At 57.7% G+C, this 17,538-nt stretch carries 18 protein-coding genes and 1 pseudogene; 10 read left to right on the top strand and 9 right to left on the bottom strand.

The genetic code is table 11. The features are described from left to right. Nucleotides 1–12: 12 nt before the first annotated feature. From KDX37_RS23960 to KDX37_RS23940, 5 genes and pseudogenes are all read right to left on the bottom strand, one after another. Nucleotides 13–993 carry an ABC transporter ATP-binding protein gene (locus KDX37_RS23960; protein ID WP_231655501.1) on the bottom strand — a complete coding sequence of 327 codons (981 nt, stop codon included), beginning with the start codon at nucleotides 991–993 and terminating at the stop codon, nucleotides 13–15. Continuing rightward, on the bottom strand, nucleotides 990–1,982 hold the full coding sequence (locus KDX37_RS23955) for an ABC transporter ATP-binding protein (RefSeq protein WP_231655500.1): 993 nt from the start codon (nucleotides 1,980–1,982) through the stop codon (nucleotides 990–992). Before KDX37_RS23955 ends, KDX37_RS23960 begins: the two co-directional genes overlap by 4 nt. Next, entirely contained in the window at nucleotides 1,979–2,836 is an 858-nt protein-coding gene (locus KDX37_RS23950; protein ID WP_231655499.1) for an ABC transporter permease, read from the bottom strand. Before KDX37_RS23950 ends, KDX37_RS23955 begins: the two co-directional genes overlap by 4 nt. After that, nucleotides 2,833–3,780, bottom strand: a pseudogene (locus tag KDX37_RS23945) (ABC transporter permease). Before KDX37_RS23945 ends, KDX37_RS23950 begins: the two are co-directional and overlap by 4 nt. Then, nucleotides 3,777–4,670, bottom strand: a complete 894-nt coding sequence (locus tag KDX37_RS23940) for a proline iminopeptidase-family hydrolase (protein WP_231655514.1) — start codon at nucleotides 4,668–4,670, stop codon at nucleotides 3,777–3,779. The pseudogene KDX37_RS23945 and the gene KDX37_RS23940 overlap by 4 nt, the downstream one beginning before the upstream one ends. Nucleotides 4,671–4,858: 188 nt before the next feature. Here KDX37_RS23940 and KDX37_RS23935 point away from each other — a divergent pair, with 188 nt between their 5' ends. From KDX37_RS23935 to KDX37_RS23920, 4 genes are all read left to right on the top strand, one after another. Next, complete coding sequence (locus KDX37_RS23935) at nucleotides 4,859–5,623, top strand: LuxR family transcriptional regulator (protein ID WP_231655498.1); 765 nt, start codon at nucleotides 4,859–4,861, stop codon at nucleotides 5,621–5,623. A gap of 107 nt (nucleotides 5,624–5,730) precedes the next feature. Beyond that, on the top strand, nucleotides 5,731–6,675 hold the full coding sequence (locus tag KDX37_RS23930) for a proline iminopeptidase-family hydrolase (protein WP_231655497.1): 945 nt from the start codon (nucleotides 5,731–5,733) through the stop codon (nucleotides 6,673–6,675). Nucleotides 6,676–6,962: 287 nt separating this feature from the next. Further along, nucleotides 6,963–8,588 carry a methyl-accepting chemotaxis protein gene (locus KDX37_RS23925; protein ID WP_231655496.1) on the top strand — a complete coding sequence of 542 codons (1,626 nt, stop codon included), beginning with the start codon at nucleotides 6,963–6,965 and terminating at the stop codon, nucleotides 8,586–8,588. Nucleotides 8,589–9,086: 498 nt separating this feature from the next. Continuing rightward, nucleotides 9,087–9,596 (top strand): GAF domain-containing protein, encoded by a 510-nt coding sequence (locus tag KDX37_RS23920; RefSeq protein WP_231655495.1) that lies wholly within the window; start codon nucleotides 9,087–9,089, stop codon nucleotides 9,594–9,596. A 3-nt stretch (nucleotides 9,597–9,599) separates the two neighbouring features. Here KDX37_RS23920 and KDX37_RS23915 read toward each other — a convergent pair whose 3' ends face one another. From KDX37_RS23915 to KDX37_RS23905, 3 genes are all read right to left on the bottom strand, one after another. Beyond that, nucleotides 9,600–10,055 carry a GNAT family N-acetyltransferase gene (locus tag KDX37_RS23915; RefSeq protein WP_231655494.1) on the bottom strand — a complete coding sequence of 152 codons (456 nt, stop codon included), beginning with the start codon at nucleotides 10,053–10,055 and terminating at the stop codon, nucleotides 9,600–9,602. A gap of 179 nt (nucleotides 10,056–10,234) precedes the next feature. After that, nucleotides 10,235–10,573, bottom strand: a complete 339-nt coding sequence (locus KDX37_RS23910) for a hypothetical protein (RefSeq protein ID WP_231655493.1) — start codon at nucleotides 10,571–10,573, stop codon at nucleotides 10,235–10,237. A 121-nt stretch (nucleotides 10,574–10,694) separates the two neighbouring features. Further along, nucleotides 10,695–11,024, bottom strand: a complete 330-nt coding sequence (locus KDX37_RS23905) for a DHCW motif cupin fold protein (protein WP_231655492.1) — start codon at nucleotides 11,022–11,024, stop codon at nucleotides 10,695–10,697. Between the two features lie 425 nt (nucleotides 11,025–11,449). Here KDX37_RS23905 and KDX37_RS23900 point away from each other — a divergent pair, with 425 nt between their 5' ends. The 3 genes from KDX37_RS23900 (at nucleotide 11,450) to KDX37_RS23890 (ending at nucleotide 14,532) form a co-directional block, all read left to right on the top strand. Continuing rightward, nucleotides 11,450–13,273, top strand: a complete 1,824-nt coding sequence (locus KDX37_RS23900) for a sensor domain-containing phosphodiesterase (protein WP_231655491.1) — start codon at nucleotides 11,450–11,452, stop codon at nucleotides 13,271–13,273. Between the two features lie 92 nt (nucleotides 13,274–13,365). After that, on the top strand, nucleotides 13,366–14,151 hold the full coding sequence (locus tag KDX37_RS23895) for a sulfite exporter TauE/SafE family protein (protein WP_231655513.1): 786 nt from the start codon (nucleotides 13,366–13,368) through the stop codon (nucleotides 14,149–14,151). Nucleotides 14,152–14,331: 180 nt separating this feature from the next. Continuing rightward, a complete protein-coding gene (locus KDX37_RS23890; protein ID WP_231655490.1) occupies nucleotides 14,332–14,532 on the top strand; it encodes a hypothetical protein in 201 nt (66 codons plus the stop codon). A 276-nt stretch (nucleotides 14,533–14,808) separates the two neighbouring features. Here KDX37_RS23890 and KDX37_RS23885 read toward each other — a convergent pair whose 3' ends face one another. Further along, entirely contained in the window at nucleotides 14,809–15,009 is a 201-nt protein-coding gene (locus KDX37_RS23885; RefSeq protein ID WP_231655489.1) for a hypothetical protein, read from the bottom strand. Between the two features lie 247 nt (nucleotides 15,010–15,256). Here KDX37_RS23885 and KDX37_RS23880 point away from each other — a divergent pair, with 247 nt between their 5' ends. From KDX37_RS23880 to KDX37_RS23870, 3 genes are read left to right on the top strand one after another with little or no spacing between them, the layout of a single operon-like run. Then, nucleotides 15,257–15,634 carry a Rho termination factor N-terminal domain-containing protein gene (locus KDX37_RS23880; protein ID WP_231655488.1) on the top strand — a complete coding sequence of 126 codons (378 nt, stop codon included), beginning with the start codon at nucleotides 15,257–15,259 and terminating at the stop codon, nucleotides 15,632–15,634. 12 nt (nucleotides 15,635–15,646) lie between these two features. Further along, nucleotides 15,647–16,765 carry a DUF3182 family protein gene (locus tag KDX37_RS23875; RefSeq protein ID WP_231655487.1) on the top strand — a complete coding sequence of 373 codons (1,119 nt, stop codon included), beginning with the start codon at nucleotides 15,647–15,649 and terminating at the stop codon, nucleotides 16,763–16,765. Next, nucleotides 16,749–17,519, top strand: coding sequence for an alpha/beta hydrolase family protein (locus tag KDX37_RS23870; RefSeq protein WP_231655486.1), 771 nt, complete (start codon nucleotides 16,749–16,751; stop codon nucleotides 17,517–17,519). The genes KDX37_RS23875 and KDX37_RS23870 overlap by 17 nt, the downstream gene beginning before the upstream one ends. The last annotated feature ends 19 nt before the right edge of the window (nucleotides 17,520–17,538 follow it).

The raw sequence follows: 17,538 nt of genomic DNA, 5'->3' as shown, positions 1-17,538 counted from the left end.
GGTGTGGCTGGATCAGAAAACAGGTTCTTCAAGCACGCAGTCATAACGCTGGGCACCGACGTAACGTGTCGGCGGCGGACTGCTTGAACACAAGGGCTGGGCAAAACGGCAGCGTGGATGAAACGCGCAGCCCGACGGCAAATGCAAAGGGCTCGGCGGCTCACCCTGCAAGGGTTCGCCGGGCAGCGGACGGTCCGGATCGATTTCCGGTATCGCCTGAATCAACGCGGCGGTGTAAGGGTGACGTGGTCGGAGAAAAACGTCCTCGACCGGCCCCTCTTCAACGATTTTGCCGAGGTACATGACCGCAACCCGATCACAGAGCCGACGCACAATGGCCAAGTCATGGGCAATGAACAGAATCGCCAGGTTCATGCGCTCGCGCAGTTCCAGCAGCAGGTTGATGATTTGCCCTTGAATCGACACATCCAGCGCGGCAACGCATTCGTCTGCAATGATCAATCGCGGTTCGATGGCCAGCGCCCTGGCGATGCCGACACGCTGACATTGACCGCCGCTCAGGGCGCCAGGCTTGCGCTCGGCGAACTCTGGACGCAGGCCGACCATGTCCAGCAATTCAAGCACACGGGCAGGGATGTCCTGCGTGGCGACCTTGCGCTGCACCTTCAGGACTTCGGCAAGGGTAGCGCCTACCGTCATGCGCGGGTTGAGCGAACAGAACGGGTCCTGAAAGACCATCGCCGTCTCACTGCGCAGACGTTGCAGGTTGATGCTGCTGCCTTGTGCGACGTCGACATCGTCGAACACGATCTGCCCGGAAGTCAGGTCGTTCAGCCGCAGAATCGCGCGGCCCAGCGTGCTTTTACCGCTGCCTGATTCCCCCACCAGCCCCAGCGTCTCTCCCGCAGACAGCGTCAGAGAAACCCCGTTTACGGCCTGCACCCACTGCTTTTTCAGGCCGAACAGGCCGGTGCCCGGCGCCGGAAAGCGAACGACCAGGTCATTGACACTCAGCAACACCGGGCCGCTCATGACGCCACGCTCTGGATGACCGACAACGGGTGATGACAGGCCACCGCGTGAGCAGTGCCGATTGATTTCATGACGGGCAACACGTCCGCGCAACCTTGGCCCGCGTGCGTGCAACGTGACTGAAACCGACAGCCGTTGGGCAGCGCATTCAGCAACGGTGGCTGGCCGGGGATCGTGCGTAACAGCGACTTGCCCGCGCTGCTTGCCGGCTGACAGTCGATCAGGCCACGGGTGTAGGGATGTCGTGCATGGGCCAGCACGTCGCGCTTGCTGCCGTGCTCGCACAAGCGCCCGGCGTACATCACCGCGATGGAGTCACAGGTTTGCGCAACCACGCCGAGGTCGTGAGTGATCATGATCAGGGACAGGCCATGACGATCACGCAGATCCAGCAACAGTCGCAGGATCTGCGCCTGCACCGTGACGTCCAGTGCGGTGGTCGGCTCGTCGGCAATCAGCACTTGTGGCCCGCAACCCAGCGCCACGGCAATCATTGCGCGTTGACGCATGCCGCCGGAAAACTCGTGGGGATAGTTATCCACACGCGACGCTGGATCGGGTATGCCGACCTGTCGCAACAGATCAATCGACAGCGCCCGCGCTTCGCGTTTCGACGCGCCCTGATGCAGACGAAACCCTTCACCGATCTGCTCGCCGATGCGCATCAACGGGTCAAGGTGGCTGCTGGGGTTTTGAAAGATCATCCCGATACGGCGTCCACGCATGGCGCGCATGGCGTTGCTGTCGAGCTTGAGCAGATCGACGTCATCCAGCAGCACGGACCCACCTTGTACTTTCAGGTCTGGCGATGGCATGAGGCGCATCAGGGCACGGCAAGCCATGGTCTTGCCCGAACCACTTTCACCGACCAATCCGAGAATCTCGCCCTGGCGCAGCTCAAACGACAGCCGATCCACCAGTGTGACTTCATGACCACGGTTGTTGGCGATCACGCTCATTTCAGAGACTTTCAATACAGGCGCACTCATCGCCGTTCTCCCATTTTTTCAGCCACTCCGTCAGCCAGCAGGCTGAACCCCATGGCCAGGGTGACAATGGCAAGGCCCGGAAACATGCAGATCCACCACGCTGAAGTCAGGAAGGCCTGACCTTCAGCAACCATCGTGCCCCACTCCGCCATAGGTGGTTGCACGCCCAGCCCCAGGTAGCTGATCGAAGCACCGTTGAGCAGCACCAGTACCGCGTCGGACATGGAGAACACCACAGAGCCAAACATCGCATTGGGCAACAGGTGTCGAAACAGAATACGCAGATGACCAAACCCCAGACTCTTGGCGGCCAGGGCAAACTCGCTCTCCTTGAGGACCAGAATCTGCGAGCGGATCAAGCGCGCGTAGGACACCCAGCCCACCAGCGCCATGGCGATGTAAAAGCTGGTCAGCCCCGGCCCGAGAATGGCGATGATCGCCAGCATCAGGACCAGAAACGGGAACGCCAGAACGATGTCGATCACGCGCATGCACACGTTGTCGAAACGGCCCCCGATGTAACCCGACAACGCCCCGATAAAGGTGCCGATGATGAACGGGAAGACCACGCCCAGAACGCAGATCTGCAAGTCGACGCGCGCCGCCCAGATAACGCGGGACAAGATGTCACGACCAAAATTGTCCGTGCCGAACGGGTGCGCCAGATGCGGCGCCATCAAGCGCATGTCGGTGTTCTGATAGATCGGGTCGTAAGGTGCCAGCCAGGGCGCGAAGACCGCCAGGACCAGCCACATGCCCAGCAGCGAACCGCCCAGCAGCATGGCCAGGCGACCGTTGCGCAAGCGCAGACGCAGGCGTGAACGCACGGGAGACAGGCTGTGGACGGCGGTCATTTGATTTTCACCCGTGGATCGATCGCGACCGTCGCGACGTCTGCGATAAAGTTGACCAGCACTGTGGCGCAGGCCAACACCATGGCCACGCCCTGCACCACCATGTAGTCACGGCTGAAAATTCCGCGTACCAGCAGTTGCCCGATACCGGGGATCGCGAACAGACTTTCGATCACCACCGTGCCGCTGATCAGCCAACCAATGTTCACCGCCAGCAAATTGATCGAGGGCACCAGAGAGTTGGGCAGCACATGCCGGCGAAACAGCGCGCCTTCGCTGACACCCCGGGCGCGAGCCGCGGTCACGTGATCGGCCTGCAGCTCCATGAGCATGCTGGCGCGCAGGTTTCGAATCAGTACCGCAGACAGCGCCAGCGCGATGGTCAGGCACGGCAGCACCATATGGTGAATCTTGTCCAGCCAGCCATCGCCGTAACCCGACACTGGAAACCAGCCCAACTGGACGCTGAACAGCAGGATCAGCATGATCCCGAGCCAGAATGCTGGCATGCCCAGCCCGCTGGTGGTGAACACGCGGATCAGGTTATCAGCCCAACTGCCTTTGTTGCGCGCGGCGATGGTTGCCAGCGGCACGGCAATCAGCAACGCCAGCAAAACGCTGCCGAGCACCAGAAACAGCGTGGGCTCGATACGGGTGCTGATCAGCTTGAGTACGTCGATCTTGTACAGCAGCGACTTGCCCATATCGCCCTGCATCAGGTTCTTCATGAAGTAGACGTATTGCATCCACATCGGTTGATCGAGGCCTTACTGGGCGCGGATGTTGGCCAGGGCTTCAGGCGTGCTGCGCGCACCGAGCAGAATGCGGGCAGGATCACCCGGGATCGAGCGCACCAGAAGGAATGTCACCAGACTGATGCCGAACAACACGGGGAGAAGCTGCAGAGGACGCTGGAGAACGAATCGAAAACGCCCCAGATTCATCGTGCGCCCCGGTGCGGCTGCAGGAAATTCAACAGCGCAGGAAAGTACGCAGCCGGTTCTTCATAAAACGGCATGTGGCTGCTGTTTGGAAACACGTGCAGTTCGGCACTCTTCAATGCGTTTTTCATGCGCATGGCGCAGGCTGGCGTCAACTCGTCGTGCTGTCCGGTGGTAATCAGCACAGGCATTTCAAAGGCGGCCATTTCAGCCAGACGATTCCAGTCTTTCAGGTTACCGGTGTACAGAAACTCGTTCGGGCCTTGCATGGTCATGTACGGTCCCATGTTCCAGTCATTCAAGGAGCGCTGAACCGGCGCAGGCCATTCGTCCAGACGACAGACGTGACGATAGTTGAGCAATGTGATGGCCGCCTGATAGGCAGGATGATCAAGCGTGCCGCACGCCTCGTGACGCTGCATCATGGCGACCGTTTCGCTGCCCAGCGCGCCGCGCAAGCGGTTCAGTTCCAGCGCCAGATGAGGCATGTCCCCAACTGTGTTCTCCAGGATAAGTGTCTTGATCACTTCTGGATGGTGGATGGCGTATTCGATTGCCAGCCAGCCGCCCCACGAATGCCCAAGCAGGTGCACGCGTTGAAGGTTCAAGGTCTGGCGTACGGTTTCGACTTCACGCACATAACGGCTGATGTCCCACAGGGCCGGATCGGTGGGACGTGACGAGGCGCCGGTGCCGAGCTGATCGAACGCAACAACCCGCAGCCCCTCGTTTTTGAGCCAACTGTGAGCATCGCGCAAATAGTCGCAAGGCAGGCCCGGACCGCCATTGAGGAGCAACAATACGTCGTCCCCGGCACCAAAACTGTAGGCGACCACTTCGTGGCCATCCACTTCGATTACATAACGCTCATCCGGATCAATTTCACGCCACATCACACATCCCCTGTCCGGTGCCCGGCTCATGGCAATTACCCTACCGTGCAGTGCCAGGCCAGACATCTAGCATTTCTTATAGGTTTTGGGCAGCGTACCGGTTGCGAGCCTACGCGATGGCACTATCCTTGCTGCACATCATGACTATAGTGGTCTACGCTGTTTCAACTGACAAAGGAGGTCATGCGATGCAAGTGAGATTGTCGGATTACAATACACGTCTACAGTCCGCGGCCACGCTGGATCAGCAAATGGACTGCGCACTGCTGCTGGCTACGGGGCTAGGCTTCGATGCGGTGGTTTACGATTACAGCCCGGTGCCGGTGTCCCATGATGGTGCACTGATCACCCCTACGCTGCTGACATTGCGCAATACGCCTGCCGATTGGCACACACTCTGGTGCCGCCAGGGGTATTACCAGATCGATCCGGTTCAGCAGCTGGCGGTCAATAGCGTTTCGCCGTTCGTATGGTCTTATCAGCCTAAAGCGCAAACCGTGCTGCAAACCGTGATCAAGGATTTCCACAAGCCTGTGGTGCGCTATCTGCAGGATTCGCACATGACCTGTGGGTTGACGGTTCCCATTCATATGCCGAAGGGTGGATTTGCAACACTTACAGGCCTGCGCCTGGACAACAGCGACACAGCCCTGGAAGACGCACGGCAGGGCCTTGCCGATTTCGGTCTGCTGGCGCATGCGTTCCAGGAGGTCGCCTACCCCCTGTTCGACCAGAGCGTGCGGTCCTGCTCGACCATCAAGCTCACTCGCCGTGAGCGTGAATGCCTCTGCTGGTCCGCCGAAGGCCTGACCGCCAAGGAAATCGCTCATCAGCTCAATCGCTCGGTTGCGACCGTGACCCTGCATCTCAATTCGGCCATGCAAAAGCTCGGCGCGAAGAATCGCGTACAAGCTGTCGTGCGTGCCGTGCATTACCGTCTGCTCGACAACTAGAGAGGTCGGCACCTGAGCGTGTCCACAAAACCTATCTATTACCCCAGTTATGAAACGCATAACGCCGCGCTAAGGTATCCCGACATTTCAACGGAGGGACCTACGACATGGCCTACATCAATACTCAGGAGGGCTTCGCGCCCTTCGATCAATACCAGACCTGGTATCGCATCACGGGCGACCTGAAAGGTCCGCTCACGCCTTTGGTCATACTGCACGGCGGTCCCGGCTGTACCCACGACTACGTGGACGCGTTCAAGGATGTTGCGCACACCGGTCGTGCGGTCATCCACTACGATCAATTGGGCAATGGCCGCTCGACACACTTGCCGCACAAGGGCGCCGACTTCTGGACCGTGAACCTGTTTCTGGCCGAACTGGACAACCTGCTGGTGCACTTGGGTATCGCCGATAACTATGCCCTGCTCGGCCAATCCTGGGGCGGCATGCTGGCGTCCGAACACGCCGTATTGCGCCCGTCAGGCCTGAAGGCGTTGATCGTCGCCAACTCGCCGGCCGACATGCACACGTGGGTCAGCGAGGCCAATCGACTCAGAGGCCTGCTTCCACAAGCGGTACAAGGCACCCTGTTGAAGCATGAACAGGCAGGCACGCTTGACCATCCTGACTACGTTGCCGCATCCAGGCTGTTCTATGACCGCCATGTCTGCCGCGTCACGCCCTGGCCGGCCGAGGTGAAGCGCACCTTCGACCAGATCGATGCCGACCCCACCGTTTACCACTCCATGAACGGACCTACCGAATTTCACGTTATCGGCACCATGAAAGACTGGACGATCGTCGACCGCCTGTCTGCCATTGAAGTGCCTGCGCTGGTGATCTCTGGTCGCTACGACGAAGCCACTCCGCTGGTGGTCAAGCCGTACCTGGAAAACATACCGAACGTCGAATGGTCGCTCTTCGAAGAATCCAGCCACATGCCGCATGTAGAAGAACGCATGGCGTGTATGGGCAAAGTGGCGAGCTTTCTGGACGAGACGACCGGGTCAGTGCACGCCCCTCGACGCCACGAAGAAACCGAGCCGTCCTGACCGCCAGGGTTTTGATAAAACAGCGCTTCTTAGAGCAAAAAGCTTAAGTAGAGCAGTTAACCCAGCGAACTGAAAAACGTTAAGCCATAGATAAAAACTACTAGCTTATAAAAATAACTTATCACCGTTTTTTGGCGCCAGCAAAGCGAGCTACTTCCCGTAACGATAGTTAACACCGACATGAAAAAATGTTCATGCTTATTTATTAAAGCCAGGACAACTTCAGCAGAAAAACAGTTATTGGACGGCGTGTTTGCCGCTTCTATGTTTTGCTGCCGGAGGCAGGAATGAATCTTAGAACGTTAAATATTTCGCGCAGAGCGTCCCTTTGCTTCGGCATCATCACCGTCCTGCTGATCGGTCTGGGTGCGTTTTCTTATGTGCAAATGGGCCATCTCCGCAAAGCAGAGCAGAACATCGCCCAAAACGCGCTGCCCAGCATTGAGATCATCGACGATATTCAGATTGCCTTGTTGCATGCACGTCTTGAAAGCATCCGGATGCTCGCCAGCAGTGATCCCGAGGCCCACAGCACCGCTCTGAGCAAAACGCGCGAGGCCATCGAAGCGCTTCAGTCAAACAGCGACACCTATCGAAAAACCCTGATCTCCGGCGAAGAGGACAAAGCTCAGTTCGAAGACGCGGGCAATAAAATGCGTGACTACATCGATGGTGTCAAAGAGGTGATCGCACTCGACACTTCCGATCACGAAAAAGCCGTCGCCTTTGCCAACTCTGAACAGGTCAAACGGGCCGGCGCCTATCAGGAAAAACTGACCGTACTTCGCAAACAGAATGGACAGGAAGCCGACCAGTCCGGCGCAGATGCATCCGCCGTTTATGACCACAGCGTCAATGTATTGATGACCGTGGTTATCGTTGCGTCGCTGTTGACGATTTTTCTGGCCATTGCCTTGACCCGCAGTATTGTCGAGCCCATCAGCACGTCCCTGAAACTGGCGGAAGACATCGCAGCCGGTGATCTTACCCAGCAGTTGCAGGTCACAGGTTCGGACGAAGCGTCACGACTCATGCAGGCATTGAACCTGATGTCGGCAAAACTGCGCAGCACGATCCAGGAAATATCCGGCGCCTCCACGCAGTTGAGCACCGCCGCGGTCGAGATGACATCGATCACCGAAAGCGCTGACCGCACCTTGCAGCAACAGAACAGCGAGATCGAACAGGCTGCTACAGCGGTCAATCAGATGAGCGCTGCCGTTGAAGAGGTCGCCCGCAATGCAACGTCGACTTCTCAGGCGGCACAACAGTCCAGTGTTGCCGCAGACCAGGGCAACAAACGGGTATCGGAAACGCTTACAGCCATGCAAAGCCTGACAGGTCTGGTCGAAGGGTCGTCTGCGCAAGTATTGGCGCTGGCCACTCAGGCGCAGGATATCAGCAAGGTGCTGAGCGTCATCCGGGCCATTGCCGAGCAAACCAATCTGCTGGCGCTGAACGCAGCCATCGAGGCAGCGCGCGCCGGTGAACAGGGTCGAGGGTTTGCCGTCGTGGCTGACGAAGTGCGTGCACTGGCGCACCGCACCCAGACGTCCACCCAGGAAATCGAGCAGATGATTTCTGCGATTCAAAACGGGTCGTCCGCCACCGTGGAGTCCATGCAAAAAAGCACTGCGCAAGTTCACAGCACCCGTAAAACCGCTGAAGACGCTGGGCAATCACTCCGGCAGATCACCGATTCGGTGCTTGAAATCAACGACCGTAACCAGCAGATCGCAACGGCATCCGAGGAACAGGCACACGTGGCGCGCGACGTGGACCGAAGCCTGATCAGTATTCGCGATCTGGCCGTTCAAAGTGGCGAAGGCACGCGTCAGACACTGCTGGCCAGCAATGAGCTGTCGCTGCTGGCGGTCAACCTCAATGATCTGGTGCTGCGCTTCAGAACCTGACAAGGCGCTGCGTTGCAGCGACCCCTGCTGCACTTGATAAGGCTCTGATACCGGAAAATTCCGCATCATCAGGGTCTTGCCAAGTGCTTTTTCTTGCATGACGCATCGTCACTTTATTTATCGAACACCTATTCAGTTGGATCACAGCCGTATTCAAACGCGCAGGAGCTACGTCTTTTAAACAAGTATCCGGCTTGCGCGTTAGTTGGGATCAATAATCATTTGGCGAGGGCGGCAGCAAAGTAGACAGCCCTTCATCAGTTAACTGTAAAAAGAGCTGCACATCGCGAAAGCCACATCGCGAGGCCGCAAAACCGGGCATCCACAGGGGTATCTGTATGAAGGCAAGGGATCAGTAACCTTTGGCGCAATTGTGAACGCTCAGAATATTTCATGTCACACCGCTTCAGGTATGGCACGATCACTCCCTGCACAGGGCTGGCCGCTCCCGACGCGAGGTCGGGGCTGTCCCGGTGGATTAACATCAGGGTGACGCATTTGAACACTACATTGACTTCAACTGAACTGGCCGTGATCAGTGAAATCGAGGCTACCTCCAGTCTTCTGAGGCTGGTAACACGCCTGACGGGACTGAGGTTTGCGGCCATTGCCAAAGTGACCGAAAGCAGCTGGACCGCCTGCGCGGTGTACGACGAAGTCCAGTTCGGGGTCGAGGCCGGTCAGCAACTTAAACTGGAGACGACGCTGTGTAACGAACTGCGCCAACATCGCCAGCCTATCCTGATCAATAACGTGAGCACTGACGCCGTTTACGCCGAGCACGCGATTCCCAAACTCTACAAGTTCAAGAGTTACTTCTCGTTCCCGATCATTTTCCCCAACGGCGACTTCTTCGGCACACTCTGCGGTCTCGACATTTTGCCTGCGCAACTGGACGGTAGCGATACCGTCGAAACGTTGAAAGTGTTCTGCACGCTGATTGCCAGCACGCTGTATGCGCATTATCAGCTTCAGGAAATGCAAACGGCTGCGCTGCAGGAAGCCTGACAATCAGCGGCGCAGCTCACGCTCCATGATCAGCGTGCGCTCCTCGCCTTCCTGTTGTTCGCGAACCACCTTGAACCCCAGCGCGGTGTAAAAGCCCTGCGCTGTCAGCGATGAAGGCACGATCAGCACATCAACGCCCGCGCTACGCGCAACGTGATCGATCTGCGCCATCAACTGGCGGCCAATGCCTTGATGATGCCACGCCGGCTCGACAAACACTGAGCGCACAGCACCTCCCTCCAGACTCGCAGTGCCGACAATCTCGCCCTCCCGCTCGGCAACGAACACGTGGCGATCAGACATTAGCGCTTTCAGAGCAGTCGGACTGAAACTCAGCTTCACCCGCTCAATGACGCTGGGCGAATAATCCTGAGCATTGCTGGTGTGTAGCGCAGACAAAATTACTCTGCTGATCGCGTCGGCGTCTGCCTCGCAGGCGAGTCTGATCTGGAAATCCATCCCTGTCCTCCTGAGCGGTGGTACGCATTGAAGGGCAAATATAGTTCATTGCAGTGTATCGACCGAGTACAAGCCTGCACTCTCGACCGATGCATGGGCAACGGCACCGAAAAGTTGCAACCCCGGACACAAACGAGCCCGGAAAACCGGGCTCGCTCAGGCGCTCTCGGACAGTGGTGTTACTGCTGAGGCGTTTTCAACTTCATCACGTCGCCCGAGATCCTGGTGGTGTAGCCACTCAGGACCCATGCCCAGAACCACTTTTCCTGAATCTCGGTGTTGATCATCGCGTCACCGCCCTTGGCCTGGATGGCGGCGTTCTGAGCACGAACGAAACGGCTGTTCTGGCGGATAGGGATCACACCAAACAGCATCAGGCCGGTAGCGCTTGCTTCACTGTGACCCAGAACCGTGTATTGGCTGCTGTCGTAATGTGGCGATTTGATCGGGGCGCCGGTGCAGCCCGCCAGAATCAGACCGAACACTGCGGTAGCGGCAACTTTACTGATGTACTTCACTGAGTAACTCCATGGTAACAACCCGGGATCCAATTCCAGGGGAGCGACACTTTACCTGCCCGGACAGCGGATGAAAATGAAACAGTCCGCGCCGTTAAGCTGGTTACTCTGCCCATTCAAATCAGTCAACAATGAACAATCGTGCTCCCAATGCGGTTGACGACCTGTGCGCTTCGGCGTTGTCCGCCACTTGATAGCTCATGCCCGGGGTCAGGACGAATCGGCGACCGTCGTCGAGTTCGGTGATCAATTCTCCCTCCAGGCACAGCAGGATGTGCCCTTTCGAACACCAGTGATCCGCCAGATAGCCAGCGCTGTAATCGACCATTCGGACCCGAACCGAGCCGAACTGGCAGGTCCGCCAGATTGCGGTGCCGCTATCCCCCGTATGCTCTGTCGGTTCTATGGTGGTCCAGTCGGTTATGCCAAACGGGATTGCGCTCATGTCCATGGAAAGCTCGATCAGGTCAGTGTCAGGGAAAAGAACCTTAGCAATCCGCTGACCGCGCAAAAAGTCACAGATGCACTCTTTCATCGGGATACAGAGCCGCAAAACGCCCTAATCCCGTTTTACGCTGGAATGGCTACTGGATTGCTTACGAGTGCCTTACCAACTAAGAAATAATTCAAACGAGGGTCTCTTGCGCTCTAGTCGCATATTTCATGAAGCGGACGACGAACGGCAACATGCGTCGCAACAAACGTAAAATCGCTCAGAGGCCATGTAAACAAAGGGAATTCACCAACCCCATCGACGTCAGGAAAGGCAAAAAGGGGGATTACTCAAGCGTCAGGGGGCTATGGTCAAAAATTTTCGGCTGCTAAAGTGCGTTTCGTGATGTCATATAGTCATCACCCGTTTCTGTTGAGATCCCCATGAGTACTGGCGCCCCTATCCCTCTGAATGAAACGCAACGCCTGTTGCGCATCACGGAGCTGTGCGTACTCGATAACACCCCCGATGACGTCTTCGAAGAAATCGTGGCCATGGCTGCCGAGTTTTTCAACACGCCTATCGCATTGATTTCCATCGTCGACGAACACCGTCAGTGGTTCCGTGCCCGGGTCGGTCTGGAAGCGCAGGAGACCCCGCGCGACGTCTCGTTTTGCGCCTATACCATCCTGTCAGAAGAGGCGTTCGAGGTAACGGACGCCACGCTCGATGAGCGCTTCAAGGACAATGGCCTGGTCACCGGCCATCCGGGGATTCGTTATTACGCGGGCGCTCCGCTAGTTACTGAAGATGGCATCGCGCTGGGCAGCCTCTGTGTGATCGACACTCAGCCGCGGGGCCCGATGAGCGCGCATCAGTCCTCGATGCTTAAACGTTTTGCCTCGCTGGTCATGAAGCGGATCGTTGACCTGCGGCTCAGCTGCTTCGTCGATCAGCCGAGCGGTTTGTACAACCGCTCGCGCCTTGAGGAAGACATTAATCAGGCCGTCGCCTCGGGCCAGGACTATCGCCTGATAGCAGTCGACATGATCACGCCCGAGTTTCTCAACAGCATCGTCAAAGCACTCGGCTACAGTTTTTCGCAAGACATGGTCACCGCCATTAAAAAACGGCTGCAAGCCCTGCTGCCGTCAGACTGCACGCTGTACAAGGTCAGCCCTAACCGTTTCGGCTTTCTGCTGACGGCCGACATTACTTATGAAGCCGTGTGTCGAGCCATTATCAAGAACTTTGAAACCCCCGTGGAATGTCGCGGCATCCCGGTGCAGATGCAGGTGGGCATTGGCGTTGCAGCTCTGAGCAGCGACGCCAGCGGTGAGCAGGACTGGATGCGCCGGGTCATCAGCGCGGCGGATACAGCGCGTGAACGCAATGTAGGCTGGGCACTTTACGAGGCCGAATCCGACGCAGCTCAACAGCGCGCTTTCAAACTGCTCAGCTCGCTGACCAATGCCGTGCATGCCCAGGATCAGTTGCGCCTTGTCTATCAGCCACGCATTGATCTGGCCTCGGGCGTGTGCACCTCTGTCGAAGCCCTGCTGCGCTGGAATCATCCTGTTTTGGGAGCTATCGGCCCTGCCGAGTTCGTTCCCTTGGCAGAGAAAACAGCCCTGATGCGGCCGCTCAGCCTGTGGGTGTTGAAAACCGCGATAGAGCAAGCCGCGAGCTGGCAACAACAAGGCTTCGATTTTCGTATTGCCATCAACGTGACCCCGGAAGACCTGACCGGTCCAGCCTTTACCGACCGCATGATCAGCCTGCTGAACCAGCACGATATCGACCCGACCCGTTTCGAGCTGGAATTTACCGAAAGCGCGTTGATGCAGAACCCAGCCGAAGTGCGCCGCCAGCTTGAGCGTATGCGCGAGATGGGCATGGATGTCGCGATAGACGATTTCGGCACGGGTTACAGCAACTGGAATTACCTGCGCCAACTGCCCGCTACCACGGTCAAGCTCGATCAGTCGCTGATCCGCAATCTGGCCTTCGATGAAACCGACCAGCGTTTGGTGAAAGCATTGATTGGCCTGGCCAAAAAGCTCGGTTACTGCGTTGTCGCCGAGGGCATCGAAACCGATGACATCCGCCGTCTGGTCAAGCAATGGGGCTGCGACGAAGGCCAGGGCTACCTGATCGCCAAGCCGATGGAAGCCGATACGCTGGTCGATTGGCTTGGCCCGAAACGTCGCCTGCAAAGTGCTGCTGAAGCAGCGATGGCGTCGTCTGCCCGAGAACAACGGTTATAACGTTAGATCATAACTTCATAACGAGCCGCGTCATAAATCGCTATGCTGCCCGCCACTTTTTTGCCTGATGCATGAGTTTGACAGGGTTGGATATGGAAGCGGGCGGTCTGGGTTTTGTCGTAGCAGGTCTGGTGGTCGGGTTTATCGTAGGCATGACTGGGGTCGGTGGCGGCTCGCTGATGACGCCGATCCTGTTGTGGTTCGGCATCAATCCGGCGACTGCTGTCGGCACTGACCTCCTTTATGCAGCGATCACCAAATCCGGTGGTGTGCTGGTTCACAGAAAAAACGACAACATCGACTGGAAAATCACTGGCCTGCTGACCCTGGGCAGTGTGCCTGCGGTATTGCTGACGCTGTGGTTTTTGAGCACTTTGCACGCAGCACCCGAAGCGCTGAACGCCATCATCAAACAGGCTCTGGGTTACGTGCTGCTGTTGACGGCACTGGCCGTGTTGTTCAAGAAGAAGCTGCTGGCCTTCGCGCATGGTCGCGGGGATGGACATTCTTTTTTCAGCGGCACCAGCCTGACGGTACTGACCGTTATTACAGGTCTGATCCTCGGCACCATGGTGGCATTGACCTCCATCGGCGCAGGCGCGCTGGGCACTGTGGCGTTGTTCATCCTTTATCCGCTGCTACCCACTCGCCGTCTGGTAGGCACCGAAATTGCCCATGCTGTGCCGCTGACTCTGGTGGCGGGCCTCGGCCACGCCAGCATGGGTAACATGAACTGGGAGCTGTTGGGCTGGCTGCTCATGGGTTCGCTGCCCGGCATTTATCTGGGCAGCCACATGGCCGGACGCGTTTCGGACGATCTGCTGCGACCGTTTCTGGCGATCATGCTGGGTGCGATCGGCTTCAAACTGGCGTTCTGACCACCTTCAAGCATCAATCTGTCACATCGTTGCGTCAGTCTCGCCCACGGTGAAGCTTGCGTTCATCAGGAATCGCAATTTTTTGTGGATCAACGCGGGTTTTCGGCGCAGGATTTTGTCGGTCTGCTTTTGCGCCGATGACCGGCACAGATTCATCCTTGCTCACAGGAGATGCCAACGATGCTTATCCGAATAGAAGAAGGTGTTTATGGGGCCCATTGGGTCGTGAAGCTGGACGATTATCCGGTCACATGCCGGAACTGGCAGGAAGCCAAAGAATTCGCCGATCGCATGAAATCCCGAATCGATGCACCCCACTCGCTTCCGCTGTCGACACTTCACGCCGCCCCGGAAAGAACCGCCAGCGCGATGGCCAACTGAGCCATTCGTCTGTCGCCACGCTGACACAACCAACGCCGTTGCTCTGACAACGGCGTTTTTGTGAGTGGTGGACGGCCCCGAAATTCTTTACAACAATCCGAAATCAATTCTCATTTCCGTGACATCCATTTCACATCTTCTTCACGTCAGGCTGGGTAAATTACAACCACTCCTTTGATGAATCCCATTTGGCCCACCCCGTTGTGGGCCATTTTTTTGCCTGTAAAAAAGTAACTTCATCGTCCGGCATCAGGCGATGTTTGCGCAGCTGCGCGGTTACTGCTGCGGTGCTTTTGTCGTTACATCTCTGGTTTCCAGAACGGTCGAGCTGTTCAGCGCGCCCGTATTCAACTCGGCGAGACGGTCATTGCCTGTGCCACTGACAATGTCATGGCTCCAGTTAGCCGTCACGATTGCCGCCCAGGCCAGCAAAAACAGTACAACGGCCTGCATGGCCCACTTGGTAATGATCGACATGAGCGTTCTCCTTTAGGGTCGGTGTGACGAGCATATAAACATTCATCCATTGCAGAAGAATTGCAGAGTTTCGAGTTTTTGCCACTGCGCCACTCATCCTTCTTGATGAACTCCGCCGCGCGGATGTGTTTCCACATCTCATGACCGGTTCATCACGCTATCGGCGTTGCTGCGATTGGCTTGAGCCGCATGCACTGCGCGGCTGCAGCGCCGCCAGGTCGGCTTCATCATCGACGGGAGATCCCTCATGCCTACCCCCAACAAAGACAAATACACCGACAAGCAAAAGCGCAAGGCCGAGCACATCGAGCAAGGCTATGAAGAAAAAGGCGTTTCCAAAGGCCAGGCAGAAGCACGCGCCTGGGCAACCGTGAACAAGCAATCCGGTGGCGGTGAACGCAAGGGAGGTTCCGGAACCAAAACCCCGGCTTCCGACAAATCAGCCGCGCGCAAAGACTCGGCCGACAAGGCTTTGGCGACGAGACAAGGCAAGCCCCGCAACGATCAGTCGCTGGAATCGCAGACCAAGGTGGACCTGATGCAGCGTGCGCGTGGGCTGAAGATCGCCGGACGCTCGACCATGAGCAAAGAGGAGTTGATCACTGCGTTGAAAAAAGCCACATAAAGGAGCTTGCCCATGACCGGGACAAGAACACGCAAGACTTATGTTGTTCTGCTGCCCACTCACAAGACCCTCGCCACTCACGAGGTGGTGACCCATCAAGCATTGGCAGAAAAGCTGGCCACGCTGCTTGGCGCCGAGTTCGCCGGGCTGCACGACAGTGCCATTCATCAAGGCCCGGGCATTTACTACGTGCCATCCGACACACTGGTTGGCAAAGACCATCCGCGCCAGCTTGATATCCAATCCGAAGATGATCTGTTCGGCGGGCTGATTGCCGAGCCCTTCATGGCCACCAAAGCGTTGTCTCATGCCCTCCCCGACGATGCCACGTCCAGAACGCCCGGCTGGTCGGAGGACTTTCATCGTCAGGCAGCCGACGCCGTATTGGCAGGGTTTACTGCCTTCAACAAGGCAGATGCCTTGCAGGCCGGGGAGCGGATGCTCGCCGACGGCCCCGTGCGGGTAAAACCGGTACTGGCGACAGCGGGTCGCGGTCAGGTGGTGGTCAGCTCGCTCGAAGCCCTGCAAGAGGCCGTATCGCTGCAGGACATTGATGAGGTCAACGAATATGGTCTGGTGCTGGAAGAGAACCTGCAGGACGTGGTCACCTACAGTGTCGGGCAAGTACGGGTAGCAGGCACGCTCGCCAGCTATTACGGCACTCAGAGCCTGACCACGGATAACCAGGGCGAGACCGTTTACGGCGGCTCACACCTGCACCTGGTCCGCGGCGAGTACGAGGCATTGCTGCAGCTGGATCTGGACGATGCGGTGCGACAAGCCGTGCAGCAGGCGCTTGCCTACGAAAAGGCCGCGTTTGCCTGCTTTCCCGGCTTCATCGCGTCCAGGCGCAACTACGACATTGCACAGGGCACCAACTCACGCGGCCAGCGCTGCTCCGGCGTACTTGAACAATCGTGGCGTATTGGCGGGGCCAGCCCGGCGGAAATCGAAGCGTTGCTGCGCTTTGCTGCTAACCCTGAACTGCAACAGGTCGAAGTCACGACCCATGAAGTCTATGGCAAGACGTCGCTCCCTGCCGGCGCTCAGGTGTTGTACGAGGGCGATGACCCTCAAGTGGGCTTTATCACCAAATTCATACAGGTCGGACCTCATGAGCGTCAGCAGTGAAACCATCGAGATACAGGTCAACGACGAATCCATCTCCGGAACCATCGTCACGCCGTGTGAGAAATTTCCCGGCATTCTCTTCGTGCATGGCTGGGGCGGCAGCCAGCGCCGCGATCTGGCCCGTGCCAAGAACATCACTGGCCTGGGCTGCGTGTGCCTGACGTTCGATATGCGCGGTCATGAGCGCACTGAAGGGCTGCGTGGCAAGGTGTCGAGGGAACAGAGCCTGGCCGATCTGTTGGCCGCCTATGACCGTCTGGTCAGCCACCCGTCTGTAGACCCGGAAGCGATAGCCGTCATCGGCACCAGCTACGGAGGGTATCTGGCGACGATTCTGAGTTCGATGCGCCCGATCAAATGGATGGCGTTGCGGGTGCCAGCCCTTTACTGGGACGCCGATTGGGAGATGCCCAAACAGGAACTGGACCGCGACAAGCTTGCACACTACCGACGTTCGGCCGTGACCGCGGCGGATAACCGGGCGCTGGGCGCGTGCAAGGAATTCAAGGGGGATGTGCTGCTGATCGAGTCAGAGCAGGACGACTATGTGCCACATGCCACGGTGATGAGCTATCGCAGCGCGTTCGAGCAGGCCCACTCATTGACCTATCGCCTGGTTGACGGCGCCGACCATGCGCTGAGCAGTGATATCAGCCAAAGCGTCTATAGCTCGATGCTGACAAACTGGATCAGCGAAATGGTCATTGGCGCGCGACTGGTCGACTACCCTCACCATTCGGCGAAGTACTCTTGAGATGAGCGCCTGATCGAGG

Origin of the sequence: Pseudomonas californiensis, assembly GCF_021147775.1 — a bacterium.
In the GTDB taxonomy this organism is placed as follows: Bacteria; Pseudomonadota; Gammaproteobacteria; order Pseudomonadales; family Pseudomonadaceae; genus Aquipseudomonas; species Aquipseudomonas californiensis.
Note: the sequence above shows the minus strand (reverse complement) of the source record. Positions and strands in the feature narration are given on the sequence as shown.

Bases quoted from the DNA above. Each gene is read 5' to 3' on its own strand.
- KDX37_RS23960 (WP_231655501.1), bottom strand. From the start codon at position 993: ATGAGCGGCCCGGTGTTGCTGAGTGTCAATGACCTGGTCGTTCGCTTT.
- KDX37_RS23955 (WP_231655500.1), bottom strand. From the start codon at position 1,982: ATGAGTGCGCCTGTATTGAAAGTCTCTGAAATGAGCGTGATCGCCAAC.
- KDX37_RS23950 (WP_231655499.1), bottom strand. From the start codon at position 2,836: ATGACCGCCGTCCACAGCCTGTCTCCCGTGCGTTCACGCCTGCGTCTG.
- KDX37_RS23940 (WP_231655514.1), bottom strand. From the start codon at position 4,670: ATGTGGCGTGAAATTGATCCGGATGAGCGTTATGTAATCGAAGTGGAT.
- KDX37_RS23935 (WP_231655498.1), top strand. From the start codon at position 4,859: ATGCAAGTGAGATTGTCGGATTACAATACACGTCTACAGTCCGCGGCC.
- KDX37_RS23930 (WP_231655497.1), top strand. From the start codon at position 5,731: ATGGCCTACATCAATACTCAGGAGGGCTTCGCGCCCTTCGATCAATAC.
- KDX37_RS23925 (WP_231655496.1), top strand. From the start codon at position 6,963: ATGAATCTTAGAACGTTAAATATTTCGCGCAGAGCGTCCCTTTGCTTC.
- KDX37_RS23915 (WP_231655494.1), bottom strand. From the start codon at position 10,055: ATGGATTTCCAGATCAGACTCGCCTGCGAGGCAGACGCCGACGCGATC.
- KDX37_RS23905 (WP_231655492.1), bottom strand. From the start codon at position 11,024: ATGGACATGAGCGCAATCCCGTTTGGCATAACCGACTGGACCACCATA.
- KDX37_RS23900 (WP_231655491.1), top strand. From the start codon at position 11,450: ATGAGTACTGGCGCCCCTATCCCTCTGAATGAAACGCAACGCCTGTTG.
- KDX37_RS23895 (WP_231655513.1), top strand. From the start codon at position 13,366: ATGGAAGCGGGCGGTCTGGGTTTTGTCGTAGCAGGTCTGGTGGTCGGG.
- KDX37_RS23890 (WP_231655490.1), top strand. From the start codon at position 14,332: ATGCTTATCCGAATAGAAGAAGGTGTTTATGGGGCCCATTGGGTCGTG.
- KDX37_RS23885 (WP_231655489.1), bottom strand. From the start codon at position 15,009: ATGTCGATCATTACCAAGTGGGCCATGCAGGCCGTTGTACTGTTTTTG.
- KDX37_RS23880 (WP_231655488.1), top strand. From the start codon at position 15,257: ATGCCTACCCCCAACAAAGACAAATACACCGACAAGCAAAAGCGCAAG.
- KDX37_RS23875 (WP_231655487.1), top strand. From the start codon at position 15,647: ATGACCGGGACAAGAACACGCAAGACTTATGTTGTTCTGCTGCCCACT.
- KDX37_RS23870 (WP_231655486.1), top strand. From the start codon at position 16,749: ATGAGCGTCAGCAGTGAAACCATCGAGATACAGGTCAACGACGAATCC.